The sequence below is a fragment of the Pseudoalteromonas sp. TB51 genome (assembly GCF_000498055.1).
In the GTDB taxonomy this organism is placed as follows: Bacteria; Pseudomonadota; Gammaproteobacteria; order Enterobacterales; family Alteromonadaceae; genus Pseudoalteromonas; species Pseudoalteromonas atlantica.
In genome coordinates, this window is record NZ_AUTO01000324.1 from 1 (window position 1) to 13872 (window position 13872).

Consider the following 13872-nt stretch of genomic DNA (forward strand, 5'->3'; position numbering starts at 1 on the left):
ATATCAAAACGGGTCGCTTTATCGGCCGTGGCGGTCAGTGCCATCATAGGTACATGGGAAAAGCGCTGCTTAAGCTCATTTAATCTAAAGTAATGAGGTCTAAAGTCATGCCCCCAATGCGATACACAATGTGCTTCGTCAATTGCAAATAAGCTGATATTTAAGTGGCTGAGTCGCTCAGTAAATTCATGCTGAAGCACTTTTTCAGGGGCAACATACAGTAATTTTATTAGCCCTTGGTGCAATTGTTGGTACACTAATTGTTGCTCTTCGCGAGCCAGGCTATTATTAATGTAAGCGGCTTTAACACCTAATGCTTGCAGTTGCGTTACTTGGTCTTGCATGAGCGAGATAAGCGGTGAAATTACCACAGTAACCCCTTCGAGCACTAACGCTGGTACTTGGTAACACACTGATTTACCGCCGCCTGTAGGCAGTAGTACCAAAGAGTCTTGGCCATTAATGGCCGCGTCGATCACCGCTTTTTGACCATCACGAAACTCGCTGTAGCCAAACACTTGTTTAAGAACCGTGTCGGGCTTGCGGACCAATGTGCTAGGTGTAGGGGTTAGAGTATTCATCGGCGGCTATTTTAGTGTTTTTTTTATAGGATGTCTTTAGCTTAGAGGTAAATGATTTAATTAGTGCCTCGTGGTTTTGCTTCAGGTATGCTTAACTCATCGTACCAGTGTTAATTTAAACATAGAGAATAATAATGAATAAAGAAATGTTAATTGAACAAGTTGGCGCACTGTTTGTAAATGGCATGCCATTTAATCAGTTTTTAAATATCTCGGTAGAGTCGCTCAGTCCTGAGCAAGCTAAAATTACCTTTCCCTGGCAGGATGTATTTATAGGCAACCCTGCGCAAAAAATTCTTCACGGCGGTATTATATCGGCGGTGCTCGATAATGTGGGCGGCATGCTTGCAGCAGCCAGTGTTATCGATAAATTAACCGAGCTCGATATCCCTAGCGTTCAGCAAAAGCTGGCTACCTTAGGCACTATTGATTTGCGCACAGATTATTTGCGCCCTGGCAAAGGGGAGACATTTACAGCCAGTGCTACTTTGATCCGCTCTGGAAATAAAGTGTGTGTATGTAGAATGGAGCTACACAATGAAAAGGCAATCCAAATCGCCTTTGGTACAGGTACGTATTTAGTAGGTTAAAGCTGCTAATTACGCACGGCTAAAATAAAAAGCTTTGCCTTACGCTGAGCTTTAGTTACCGCAAAATAAATCACTTAATAGCGCGAATTGGTATAAACTGTTGGCCTTTTAGTATGAATAAGTAGTATGTATGACGATTGCAAACGAGCAGCGTAAAGGCGGTATTTTTGCCTGTTTAGCTTTTTTAATGTGGGGCTTAGCGCCTATTTATTTCAAACAAATACAGCATGTTTCTGCTTTTGAAATTTTAACTCACCGTGTTGTCTGGTCTGTGGTTTTTTTAGTGCTTGTGGTCAGTGTGCTTAAATACTGGGATAAGGTTAAGCGCATAGTTGCCCAGCCAAAAATTATTTTAATGTTAGTACTTACCTCTTCTATATTGGGCTTTAATTGGGGGCTGTTTATTTGGGCGGTTAATAATAACCATATGCTCGATGCCAGTTTAGGGTATTACATAAACCCATTACTTAATGTGCTGTTGGGCATGCTATTTTTAGGCGAGCGGCTGCGAAAGTTACAAGGGTTTGCAGTGTTTTTAGCCTTTGCGGGCGTAGTATTGCAATTGGTCAGTTTTGGCTCGTTTCCGGTGGTGGCGTTTTCGCTTGCCACGTCTTTTGCTATTTATGGCTTACTGCGTAAAAAGTTACCAGTTGAAGCGCTGCCAGGCATTTTACTCGAAGCCCTAATTTTACTGCCGGTTGCATTAATTTACTGGTGGGTAATGGCACCAACGCCTACTTCCGACTTAGCCCTAAACGATTGGCATACCAATGCGCTGTTAATTAGTGCCGGTATTATTACTACGTTGCCGCTGCTTTGCTTTACCGGAGCGGCCAAGCGTTTGCAGTACACAACATTGGGCTTTTTTCAGTACATAGGGCCAAGTTTAATGTTTATGCTTGCTGTGGTGTTTTACGATGAAGTATTTGATGCAGAGCGGGTGATTACCTTTGCCTGTATTTGGAGTGCGCTGGCTATATTTACCTGGGACTCTTATCATCAATCGCGTAAGCGTAAAAAAGCGGCTGTTACCGCCGCCGAAGTTTAATACCTATGCGCAATAATAGTTTAAGCAAGTTGCTATAAAGCAGCGTTAAGGTTTAGCTTATTACTTTATTACGGCCGGTTTCTTTTGCATCATACAGCTTTAAATCGGCCTGTTTAAGTAACTCATCTATTTGGTAAATAGGGCCGCTTGCAAAACCAATAGAAATTGTAAATTTAATTTTTTCTTGGCTAAACTCTTGGCTATTAAGCTCTATAAATTGCCTAAACCCTTCAAGGCGTTTTAGCGCTTGCGCTGTGGTTGCATCAGTAAAGTAAACGGCAAATTCTTCACCGCCTAAGCGAGCGACTAGCTGCTTTTCAAAGTACTTTTTAAAACACACCGCCAACCCTTTGAGAACCTCATCGCCTGAATCGTGACCGTATGTATCGTTAATCGATTTAAAGTGGTCTATATCAAGCATGGCGAGTGCACCATCTTGATTCGATTTTTTTAAATACTTGAGAGACTTGCTCGACTCTTCAAAAAAGTAGCGACGATTAGGCAGGTTTGTTAAGTAGTCGGTATTTGCTTGGCGTTTAATTGTTGCTATTTGCTCAAGCATGTCGACGTTTTGACTTAGTCGGCAGTAAAACTCTTCGCTGTTAAAGGGTTTATGGAGGTAGTCGTTGGCACCATTTTTTAAAAATAGGCTCGATAATGCTGACGAGTCAGCACCCGAAATACCGATAATGGCTTTTTCATCATTACTGTAAAGCCGGCGAATTTCGGCGCATAGCTCATCACCATTCATGTTTGGCATTTCGTTATCGGTAATAATAACAGACACATCTTTTTGGCTTTCAAGTACCTCTAGCGCATCTTTGCCGTCCTTTGCTTCGAGTATTTGATACTTATGGCGCTTTAGTAAACTGCAAATGTATCTACGGGTAGAGGTTGAGTCGTCGACGACCAACACTTTTACGTTCTCGTTACGTGGTAAACGGCTTAGTTGTTTTTCTAGGTATTGGTAAGCTTGTTTGTTTTCTTTGATTATGTAATCAATTATTGGGTATTTTTCTACCGTGTCGCGAGTTTGTTTATCTATGTTGCCTGTCATTACTATGGTGGGAATGTCGGCACTAATAGTATACGGAATCGCCTCACCGGCAGGAGCATCGGGAAGGATAAAATCAACAACAGCGCAAAAGTAGCTATTGTGTTTTATTAGCTCTTTTGTTGCCGCTAAAGACTCGGCTATATCTACTTCGTAACCTGCTTTAAGCGCGATATGCTTTTGCACACGCGCTATAGTAGGCGTATCTTCAACTATGAGTATTTTTCGCGTCACGTAACAACCTTGTTTGATATTTTGCAAAAGTATTTGCTTATACAAGTTGTAACTGTTAAAACGCAAAAAAGCAAATATCTTAGAGGCTTATACGCTATCTGATTCGCTATAATCGTCTTGGCTTATTGGTACCGGCCCTGACATTTTTGAACGGCCAAAAAGTGTATGAAACTTGGTTTTACAGGTTGTTAGTTTTAAATATTTAACCCAGGCTTTTTCAATTGGGTTTGTAGGTTCTTTACTGCCACAAACTACGTCAACAAATTGCTCTTGTAGCGTATTTTGGGGTGCTAAAGTTTTATTATAAAGCCCTTTTAGTACAACGCCGTGTTGCTCTAATATGCTGGCTTCTAATAAGGTGAAGTTTCCGCTGCGGCTAAACCCGCGAGGAAAGTTTTGATCATCATAAAATTGACGTTGGCTAACAAACGCTTGGCGAAGTAGTGAAATATCGTTGCTCATAACTGTATCCTCATACCCTGTTTATTGCTGGAGTATGATGCAAGTTTGACAATTTATTAAACAAGTTATTTTTATCGTGAGGATAAAAAATTGGATATAGATTTATTAAAAACATTTGTAGAGGTTGTGCGCACGCGTCACTTTGGTAAAGCGGCCGAAAACCTGTATATCACTCAATCGGCAGTAAGCTTTCGAATTCGCCAATTAGAGCAGGGGTTGGGTGTAAACTTGTTTATTCGCCAGCGTAACAATATTCAATTAACGGCGCCAGGAGAGCGATTGCTTCCGCACGCTAAAATGATCATCACCGGCATGCAGCGTGCCAAAGTGGATGTGGCACTTGCCGATAACATGCACAAGCAAATAAGTTTAGCGGGTACGCCTAATATATGGGATGCGTTTTTACAATTTGGCATTACTAATATTGTGTCGGCTATGCCTGGGGTGTCGTTGGTCGCAGAGGTTAAAGCCCAACAAGAAAGCACGCGGCTATTATTAGAGCGTACGCTTGATTTGGCCATTTTATTTGACCCCCCTAAAGTAGACGAGCTTGTGGTAGAGCGAATTTGCGAGCTGCCAATTATTCCGGTTAGTGGCTATGACACGGCCACTAACGAGAACTTTTTTGATAACCAATATGTATATGTTGATTGGGGTACTACGTTTTCACTATGGCATGCGCGCCAATTTACCGGTAAAACGCCGCCTTATTTTAGAACCAGTACGGGGCGTATTGCCCTTGATTTAATTCTTCAGTGTGGCGGCAGTGCGTTTATCCCCGAGGTACTTGTTGAGTCTCACCTAGAAAAGGGTGAGCTGTTTCATGTAAAAGATGTAGAACATACTTCGCGTGATATTTTTGTGGCTTACCACAGAGACAACGAACAAAAAGAGTTAATAGAAACCCTGATTAACTTATTACCTAAAATAAATGCTTATCAGCCTGTTGATGAACACTAAATACCGACTATGATTTTTAATGAGGTTGAATAGGTACAATTTTGTTTATTAAATATTCATGTCGGTTTGTTTTCAGAATTTAGACACTTTTATTAAAATAAAAAGACAAAAATGTTTCCTTTGTAATATATCTGTCATTTAACGGTGACAAACTGCAGCTGTTTTAAAAATTAGTCTTGTGATTATCGAGGAAATAACATGAATTTTGTAAAATCGAGCTTATGTGTTGCACTAGTAAGTGGTTTATCTTTTAGCGCGTTTGCAGACGTTGATGTATACGGTAAAGCGAATGTTACTGTGCAATCGTCTGATGATGGCGAAGGGTCTTTCACTGAAATTAAAAGTAATGCATCTCGCTTTGGACTAAAAGGGTCTGAAAAGATTACTGATGGATTAGAAGCGGTTTATAAGTTTGAGTTTCAAGTTGATGTATCTGATGCTGACTCTAAAGGTGATAACGACGACAATATTTCTGCACGTAACCAGTATGTAGGTTTAAAAGGTGCATATGGTCAAGTTGTTGTGGGTCGTAACGATACAGCGCTTAAACAATCGCAAGGTAAGTTAGATTTATTTAATGACCTTGAAGGCGATATTAAAAATGTCTTTAAAGGTGAAAACCGCCTAGGTGATTCAATCACTTATACATCTAAAAGCTACGAAGGCTTTAAAGTACTTGCTACATTTGTTGCCGAAGATGACGTAGATGCAGATAACGGTTATTCAATGGCGGNCAGCCGATAGCGAAGTAAATGGCTACGATGTAGTACGTGCGTCAATTCAAGGTAAAGTAGATAGCTTTAAATTAGGCGCTATGTACCAAACTCAAGAAAAAGTAGACGGTAGCGCAGAAGCTGACGGCTATTTATTAAACGCAGCCTACAGCATGGGTAAAAACACGTTTAAAGTGCAATACCAAGCAATGGACTTTGATGACAGCGACGACAAAACGGCAGTTTCTGTAGGTGTTGATCATAAGTTTAATAAAAACATTAAAGTATTTGGTTTTTACTCAAGCTTTGATATGGACAACAATGTTGACCAAGACTACGTTGGCCTAGGTATGGAATACAAGTTTTAAGCGTTGCTTAAACACTCCCTTTATTAACCGCGCTCTAATGAGCGCGGTTTTTTTTGCTTTAAATTATTTACTTACCCGCCCATAATAGACCCTCATTTGGAATGGGGTGAAATTCCTCAACTATTCCCGTAACTGTAATTAGCACCACGCTTTAAGTCAGATACAAATGAGACATATCAATCAGCATGAGAAGTTCTAGATTGGTATACTTTTTTAACGAGCGGGTAAACTCATTTTTATTGATGCACTAGTCTTTTAGCTGTGTGTTAGTGAGTGCACGCTTTCCAAGGACTCACTTTTGCAAACTACATTAGCGCCAAATACACCCTTATTAAACGTTCAAAATGTGTCGTGGGAAGTTGATGAACACGCCATTTTAAACAATATTAATTTACACATAGCTAAGGGTAAGTTTATTGGGTTAATTGGCCCAAATGGGGCGGGTAAGTCGAGCTTACTGCGCTGTTTATATCGCTTTAATAAACCCACCGCTGGTAACGTTACCTTTAATCAGCAGGATATTTGGCAGCTTAAAAGTGAAGACTACGCAAAATATGTTGCTGTAGTTCTACAAGAAACGCCCGCGCAATTTAACCTAACATTATTTGATGTGGTTGCCCTTGGGCTTACACCTCATAAATCATTATTTAGCGCCACCACCCACAGCGACAAACAAAAAATTACACAGGCAATAAAAACCGTAGGGCTTGAGCAACAGTGTAAGCAAAATTTTGAATCGCTTTCGGGGGGCGAAAAGCAACGTGCATTGATTGCCCGCGCTATAGTGCAGCAACCGCAATTACTCATCATGGATGAGCCAACTAGCCATTTAGATGTTAAATACCAAATACAAGTGATGGAACTGGCAAAATCGCTAGGGGTCACTGTGTTTGCCTCATTTCATGATTTAAATTTAGCAGCCGCTATGTGCGATGAGCTGGTGGTTATTAATAAAGGTAAAATAACACATACAGGTTCGCCTGCGCAGGTACTTAGTGAGGACATGCTAGCGGATGTTTTTGGGGTCTGTGCGCGCGTAACTCGCCACCCTCAGCGCACAGAAAATGGTCAAACTATTCCTCATATTACTTACTTTTATGGCTATTAATTAAATGGATATAACAAAAATAAACCAGTGGACAATATTTATAGCAGCCGTGTTAATTGCACTGGGTAGCCTTTTTAGCGCACTGAGTTTTGGCGCCGCAGATACGCCGTTAAGTGATGTGCTCACAGGGATTTTATCAGCAGGAGAGGGCTCGTTTAACGCGCGTATTATTTATGAGCTTAGGTTACCTCGTACCTTACTTGCCTTTATGGCGGGTGCAGGTTTGGCTATTGCAGGGCTTATTTTACAAACGGTTACTCGTAACCCGCTCGCTGATCCGTATTTATTTGGCATATCGTCAGGCGCGTCGTTTGGGGTAGTACTGCTTATGGCTGTTGCGGGTATTAGTTCAGGGTTTATGTTATCGGCTGCTGCCTTATTGGGGAGCTTTTTAGCAATGGGCTTATTGATACTTATTGCTGGGCGGCAAAAAAGGTCGCAAGTAGAGTCAATGTTGCTAGCGGGGGTGGCACTGTCGTTTTTATTTAGCGCATTTACAAGTTTACTGCTGTATTGGAGTGACCCGCAAGCAGTGGCTGGTATTTTATTTTGGACTTTAGGCAGCTTTGCCCGCGCACAATGGGCCACGTTATGGTTGCCATGCGTGGTTATAGTGGTGTGTATTAGCTTTATGCTGAGCTTTAAAAGGCAGTTAAATGCGCTGCTTCTTGGCGATGAAAGCGCGATAACGCTTGGGGTCCGTGTGCACCGTTTTAGAATTTTAATGTTGGTATTGAGCTCGTTAATAACGGCCGTGCTGGTGGCCCTATGTGGCGGTATTGGTTTTGTAGGTTTAATGGTGCCGCACATAGTGCGCTTTTTTATATCTCAGGGCAGTACTGCTGGCTTATTAATTACCAGCTTAGTGGGCGGCACGTTTATGGTGTGGGTCGATGTGCTTTCGCGCTCATTACTTAAAAACCAAGAGCTCCCTGTAGGGGTAATTACAGCAGCCATGGGTAGCGTATTTTTTTTAAGCTTACTCTTTTTTAGAAAAACAAAGGCATAGTGCTGATGAAAACCTTAATGATTCAAGGCACTACCTCAGATGCCGGAAAAAGCACCTTAGTTGCTGCGCTTTGTAGAGTGTTTGCAAAGCGAGGTGTAAAGGTCGCGCCTTTTAAACCGCAAAATATGGCGCTTAATAGCGCGGTTACAAAAGAGGGGGGCGAAATAGGCCGTGCGCAAGCTTTGCAAGCTATAGCCGCTAAAGTAGAGCCTCAAAACGACTTTAACCCTATATTGCTCAAACCCAATAGTGATACGGGGGCACAAGTCATTGTACATGGAAAAGCCATTAGTAATATGGAGGCAGGGGCGTATCATAACTATAAACAAGTTGCGATGGATGCAGTGCTTGCCTCGCATAAACGCCTAGCAAAGCAGTTTGATTTATTATTGGTTGAGGGCGCAGGCAGCCCCGCAGAAATAAACCTACGCGAGAACGATATTGCCAATATGGGTTACGCAGAAGCGGTAGATTGCCCTGTCATTATTATTGCCGATATAGACAAAGGCGGTGTGTTTGCGCATTTAGTGGGCACACTTGCGCTATTAAGCGAATCCGAGCAAGCGCGTGTAAAAGGCTTTGTTATAAACCGCTTTAGAGGCGATATAAGCTTGCTAAAAAGTGGGCTAGATTGGCTTGAGCGCTACACAAAAAAACCAGTGCTTGGAGTGCTGCCTTATTTGCATGATTTAGCACTTGATGCCGAAGATGCTGTAGCAATAGATAACACGGTGACGACTGCCACCATTAATATAGCCGTGCTTTTATTGCCGCATATTAGTAACCATACCGATTTTGATGCATTGCGGCTGCACCCAAATATTAATATAAATTATGTACGCCACACACACGCGATCCCACCGGTTGATCTGATTATTATTCCCGGCAGTAAAAACGTGCTGGCCGATTTAAGTTTTGTAAAAAATGAAGGCTGGGATACGCAAATAAAGCGGCACTTACGCTATGGTGGCAAAGTATTGGGTATCTGTGGTGGTATGCAAATGTTGGGAAATAGCATTGCTGATCCGATGGGGGTTGAATCGTCATTAAAACGTGTTAAAGGCCTTGCATTAAGTGACTTTGATACCACTCTAAGCACCCAAAAAGTACTCACTAAAGTAACGGCGGCTATGCAGTTAAATGATTTGCAAACACCGTGTAGCGGCTACGAAATTCATGCCGGCATTAGTGAAGGCGCAGCACTTGATAAGCCATTTTTAACGTTTAACGCGCACCCTTATGGGTTTGAAAACGATGGCTTTATTAGTGATGATAATGCCATTGCTGGTACTTATTTGCATGGCTTGTTTGATGAACCCGCTGCCACACTGCAAATTTTAAAGTGGGTAAAAAGCGATGCAACCATACAACCTGTGAGTATTGTAGCGCACCGCGAGCAACAACTTGAGCGCTTGGCCACTATGTGCGAGGCGCATTTGAACATACAACACATTATATCGATTTATGAAGGAGATAATAATGACGGATACAAATAACGATAAGCACCAGCAGCGCCAACAAAAAGTAAAAGAGCAGGTAGATGCACGCGTGGCTGCTGCGCAAGATGTTAAAGGGATATTTCAGGTAATTACGGGTAATGGTAAAGGTAAATCCACCTCAGGCTTTGGTGTGGTTGCTCGCTGCGTAGGGCATGGTAAAAAAGCCGCTGTTTGTCAGTTCATTAAAGGCACATGGGAGTGTGGAGAGCGTAACTTATTACAAGGCGCAGGGGTTGAATTTGCCGTTATGAATACCGGTTTTACATGGGATACGCAAAATAAAGAAGCCGACACCGCAGCCGCGCAAGCAACATGGCAAGAGTCAAAGCGTATGCTTGCTGATAGCAGTATTGATTTAGTATTACTAGATGAGCTTACCTACATGGTGACTTACGGTTATATTGATTTAGATGAGGTAGTAAACGCGCTAAATAATCGCCCTCCCATGCAATCGGTTATTATTACAGGTCGCGCAGCGCACCGCACATTAACAGACCTTGCCGATACAGTAAGCGAAGTGCGCAATGTTAAACACGCCTTCGACTCGGGTATAAAAGCACTAGAAGGGTTTGATTACTAATGTATAAAGCGTTTTTTACTGCACTGCTGTTATTGTGTTCTGGGGGCAGTGCCGTGGCCAGTGATACAGCTGCGCCAGATAAACTGCGCGTTGTAGCACTTGCACCGCATATAGTAGAAAACCTATTTGCTATAGGTGCGGGAAGTAATATTGTTGGCACTGTTGATTACGCCGATTACCCAAATGAAGCTAAAAGTATTGAGCGCATTGGTGGTTACTATGGTATTTCCCTTGAAAAATTATTAGCGCTAAAACCCGATTTAGTGATTGGTTGGAAAAGCGGTAATCAAAGTGAAGATTTAGAACAAATTAAACGCCTTGGTATAAAAGTACATTTAAGTGATCCAAAAAAAATAGAAGAAGTTGCAAACGAGCTGATTGCTTTTGGAAAATTTACAGGGCGTATTGAGCAAAGCAAGCAAGTAGCAAACGCATTTATTACTAAATTCAAAAAAATTAAAAAGCAGCAGCAAAGCAAAAAAATATTAACTGGTTTTTATCAATTATGGCCAGAGCCAATGATGACGGTAAGTGAGAATACATGGATAAACCAGCTTATAGAAACATGTCATGTAAGCAATGTATTTGCACACAGCCCAACCGACTACCCGCAAATAAGTATTGAAAACGTGGTGATTAAAAAACCACAGATTATTATTATTCCTGATGAACAAGCCGATAAGCCACAACCTAAAATTAATTGGCAAAAATGGCCAGAAGTCCCCGCTGTAAAACATAACCAATTTATACGTGTAAATGCCGATTTATTACATCGTTTTACACCGCGCATGCTAGATGGACTGGCAAATATGTGTGATAAAATAGATGCATCACGCAAACAAATTAAGAGTATACAATGAGCGATTGGCCAGCCTTTTTAAAATATGAATTACAGCAACCTTATATGCAGCAAACATTAGATTATGTAGCAAAACGCCGTGTCGAAGGTGTTGCAGTGTACCCACCCAAAGAGCAAGTATTTAGCGCCTTTGAAGCGACAGCCCTTAACAATATTCGCGTGGTTATTTTAGGCCAAGATCCATACCACGGAGAAGGCCAAGCCCATGGCTTATGTTTTTCTGTGTTGCCAGAGGTTAAAAAGTTACCGCCGTCGTTAAAAAATATGTACAAAGAATTGGCAACGGATATTCCCGGTTTTGAAATACCAGACCATGGCTACTTACAAAGCTGGGCAGAGCAGGGCGTGTTTTTACTCAATACAGTACTCACGGTTGAGCAAGGCCAAGCGCACTCGCATAAACATTTAGGGTGGGAGCAATTTACCGATAACGTGATAGCCCATATAAATGCACACTGCAAAGGAGTGGTGTTTATTTTATGGGGCGCTCATGCGCAAAAAAAAGGTAAAAATATTAATAGCGCTCGCCATCATATTTTAAAAGGGCCTCACCCATCGCCGCTTTCTGCGCATCGTGGTTTTTTTGGTTGTAAGCACTTTTCACAAACAAATGAATTGTTACAAGCCCAAGGCGATACGCCCATTAACTGGCAGGTTTAATTGATATATTAAAAAAGGCTTTCGTATTATGAAAGCCTTTTACTTAGTTATTGTGTATTAATGCCCATGCGCAATAATTATCAATTATTTTGAAGGGGTAAAACCTGGCGTTAGCTTTACTATCGATACGGTTTTCCTGCCGCAAAATAAATTGCCTAATTGAGCGCAATTAGTTTGAAATTAAAAATCTAGCTCATCAATTTCAATGCTGTCTGTAAAAAAGTCTAACTCCTGTAGTTCTTTACGTAACCGTTGTTTGTCTTTTATGGCCTCAATCTCGCGCCACTTTCTTTTTTTATTCTTTTGAGAGGTTTTTCTTGTTGTATCAGGACCTTCTAATATCTCTAATATATCGTTTAGGCTATCCATGACTATCTCCTATTGATTTTAGTGAACCTCGAGAATACCTATACCACAGGCCTAGCTAAAATAGAATAAAAAAGTGACGAATTTGTTACAAGTATGTGATGCATTGATGAAGTTTAATACTAACTAGCTTTATTGACCGCGCTATTTTTAGATAGAAAAAATAAATAAAAAATATTAAAAGTGAGCTATTTAGCTGTGTAGGCAATGGTACATGCTGTGGCAGGTTAGTATAAAGCAGTGCGGATTATATTAAGGGCATAAAAAAACGCCGCAGGTGCGGCGTTTAATACATAATTAGCGCGTATTACATTGCTTTAAAACGTGCTTCTAGCTGCTCTTGTGCATCTGCGAATGAGCGGATACCTTCAGCTAGTTTTTCAGTGGCCATTGCATCTTGGTTATGTAACCAACGGAACTGTGACTCAGTAAGAGGGGCAGGCTTTGGCTCTTTAGGAATATCACTTTGTAGTAAGTATTCTTCTGCGCCTTCTAAATTGCCTAAGTCTTCTAGTAGGTTAGGGCTAATCGTTAGCTTGTCACAACCTGTAAGCGCAATAATTTCGCCAGTGTTACGGAAGCTTGCGCCCATAACAACGGTTTTGTAATCATGGCGTTTATAAAACTCAAAAATGCTACGTACAGATTGAACACCTGGATCTTGTAGCGGATCGGTTGGTTTTTCCATACCATTTGCTACGTGCCAATCTAAAATACGGCCAACAAATGGTGAGATTAAAAATACGTTTGCATCAGCACATGCACGCGCTTGAGCATCGCTAAATAATAAAGTCAGGTTACATTTAGTCCCTTCTTTTTCTAGCTGTTCGGCCGCTTTAATGCCTTCCCATGTAGACGCAACTTTAATTAAAATTTTGTCTTTGCTTACACCTTCTTTTTCATAAAGGCTAAGCAGGGTATGTGCTTTATCAATAGTTGCTTGGGTGTCGAATGATAAACGAGCATCTACTTCAGTAGAAATATAACCAGGTACAATTTCGCTAATTTCTTTACCAAGTAATACGGCAAAGTAGTCACATGCAAGTTCAAGCTGTTTAGCTGCATCTTGCTCTGTTTCTTTTGCATAGCTCCAAGCTTTATCTAAATAAGGCTTGTAAGCTTCAATCTCGCTCGCTTTTAATAAAAGCGACGGGTTTGTGGTTGCATCTTCTGGTTGATGCTTTTTGATCGCTTCAATATCGCCAGTGTCGGCTACGATAGATGAATGTTGTTTTAGCCTTTGTAGAGCGCTAGTCATTTGCCTTCCTCATTCCAAGCAAGTTAAAAGAAAATCTAAACTACCTTAATATAAGTATTCAATACTGCAACAGTGTGACAATGCTTGATAGGTCTTATGTCCTTATCAATAGAAAAACGACGATGCATGATTTATTAAGGTAGGATTTAGGCCATTGCGATTAATTTTCAATGGTATTTTATAAACAAAACGTGCTTTTCGTCTCATTTAATGTTGAAATTGACATTAAATAAATTACAAGTCAATAGCTAACTATGATCACTGTTATTTCACCAGCAAAAAATCTTGATTACGAAACGCCACCCGCAACAGATAAGTTCACTCAACCTGAATTACTAGAGCACAGCGAAGAGCTCATGAAAGTATGCCGTGAACTAACTCCAGCGCAAATTGGCAGCCTAATGAAAATTAGCGATAAGCTTGCAGGGCTTAACGCTGCGCGCTTTAGCGAATGGTCGCAACCATTTACGCAAAGTAATGCTAAACAAGCGGTACTAGCCTTTAACGGCGATGTGTACGGCGG

The 13872-nt window shown here is 41.2% G+C and carries 14 protein-coding genes and 2 pseudogenes (1 of these 16 only partly in view); 11 read left to right on the forward strand and 5 right to left on the reverse strand.

The genetic code is table 11. From position 1 onward, the window contains the following. The coding region (locus L650_RS0120155; RefSeq protein WP_029774199.1) for a RecQ family ATP-dependent DNA helicase at window positions 1–581 on the reverse strand (581 nt) is incomplete at its 3' end. 134 nt (window positions 582–715) lie between these two features. On the opposite strand from L650_RS0120155, the gene L650_RS0120160 reads away from it, so the two are divergent. Next, window positions 716–1171 carry a thioesterase family protein gene (locus L650_RS0120160; protein ID WP_004587980.1) on the forward strand — a complete coding sequence of 152 codons (456 nt, stop codon included), beginning with the start codon at window positions 716–718 and terminating at the stop codon, window positions 1169–1171. A 130-nt stretch (window positions 1172–1301) separates the two neighbouring features. Continuing rightward, window positions 1302–2219, forward strand: a complete 918-nt coding sequence (gene rarD / locus L650_RS0120165) for an EamA family transporter RarD (RefSeq protein ID WP_029774200.1) — start codon at window positions 1302–1304, stop codon at window positions 2217–2219. A 52-nt stretch (window positions 2220–2271) separates the two neighbouring features. On the opposite strand, the gene L650_RS0120170 is transcribed toward rarD, so the two are convergent. Beyond that, on the reverse strand, window positions 2272–3507 hold the full coding sequence (locus L650_RS0120170) for a response regulator (protein ID WP_029774201.1): 1236 nt from the start codon (window positions 3505–3507) through the stop codon (window positions 2272–2274). A gap of 87 nt (window positions 3508–3594) precedes the next feature. Further along, window positions 3595–3969: a DUF413 domain-containing protein gene (locus tag L650_RS0120175; RefSeq protein ID WP_004587983.1), complete on the reverse strand. Its 375-nt coding sequence runs from the start codon at window positions 3967–3969 to the stop codon at window positions 3595–3597. A gap of 90 nt (window positions 3970–4059) precedes the next feature. Between L650_RS0120175 and L650_RS0120180 the strand changes: the two genes are divergently transcribed. The 8 genes and pseudogenes from L650_RS0120180 (at window position 4060) to ung (ending at window position 11725) form a co-directional block, all read left to right on the forward strand. Then, window positions 4060–4929, forward strand: coding sequence for a LysR family transcriptional regulator (locus L650_RS0120180; protein WP_004587984.1), 870 nt, complete (start codon window positions 4060–4062; stop codon window positions 4927–4929). Window positions 4930–5127: 198 nt separating this feature from the next. Then, window positions 5128–6010, forward strand: a pseudogene (locus tag L650_RS0120185) (porin). A gap of 298 nt (window positions 6011–6308) precedes the next feature. Next, the gene (locus L650_RS0120190; RefSeq protein WP_029774202.1) at window positions 6309–7118 is read left to right on the forward strand and encodes an ABC transporter ATP-binding protein; all 810 of its coding nucleotides are present in this window, start codon (window positions 6309–6311) and stop codon (window positions 7116–7118) included. A 4-nt stretch (window positions 7119–7122) separates the two neighbouring features. Then, window positions 7123–8127: a FecCD family ABC transporter permease gene (locus L650_RS0120195; RefSeq protein WP_085065538.1), complete on the forward strand. Its 1005-nt coding sequence runs from the start codon at window positions 7123–7125 to the stop codon at window positions 8125–8127. 5 nt (window positions 8128–8132) lie between these two features. Then, window positions 8133–9623: a cobyric acid synthase gene (locus L650_RS0120200; RefSeq protein WP_029774204.1), complete on the forward strand. Its 1491-nt coding sequence runs from the start codon at window positions 8133–8135 to the stop codon at window positions 9621–9623. Next, on the forward strand, window positions 9607–10206 hold the full coding sequence (gene cobO, locus L650_RS0120205; RefSeq protein ID WP_004587989.1) for a cob(I)yrinic acid a,c-diamide adenosyltransferase: 600 nt from the start codon (window positions 9607–9609) through the stop codon (window positions 10204–10206). Before L650_RS0120200 ends, cobO begins: the two co-directional genes overlap by 17 nt. Next, window positions 10206–11066 (forward strand): cobalamin-binding protein, encoded by an 861-nt coding sequence (locus L650_RS0120210; protein ID WP_029774205.1) that lies wholly within the window; start codon window positions 10206–10208, stop codon window positions 11064–11066. The genes cobO and L650_RS0120210 overlap by 1 nt, the downstream gene beginning before the upstream one ends. Next, window positions 11063–11725 carry a uracil-DNA glycosylase gene (gene ung / locus L650_RS0120215; RefSeq protein WP_029774206.1) on the forward strand — a complete coding sequence of 221 codons (663 nt, stop codon included), beginning with the start codon at window positions 11063–11065 and terminating at the stop codon, window positions 11723–11725. Before L650_RS0120210 ends, ung begins: the two co-directional genes overlap by 4 nt. 180 nt (window positions 11726–11905) lie before the next feature. On the opposite strand, the gene L650_RS0120220 is transcribed toward ung, so the two are convergent. Next, window positions 11906–12094, reverse strand: a complete 189-nt coding sequence (locus L650_RS0120220) for a DUF3545 family protein (RefSeq protein WP_004587992.1) — start codon at window positions 12092–12094, stop codon at window positions 11906–11908. A 304-nt stretch (window positions 12095–12398) separates the two neighbouring features. Then, the gene (tal, locus tag L650_RS0120225; RefSeq protein WP_004587993.1) at window positions 12399–13349 is read right to left on the reverse strand and encodes a transaldolase; all 951 of its coding nucleotides are present in this window, start codon (window positions 13347–13349) and stop codon (window positions 12399–12401) included. A 254-nt stretch (window positions 13350–13603) separates the two neighbouring features. Between tal and yaaA the strand changes: the two are divergent. Further along, a pseudogene (gene yaaA / locus L650_RS0120230) lies at window positions 13604–13872 on the forward strand (peroxide stress protein YaaA); it runs 459 nt beyond the window's last position.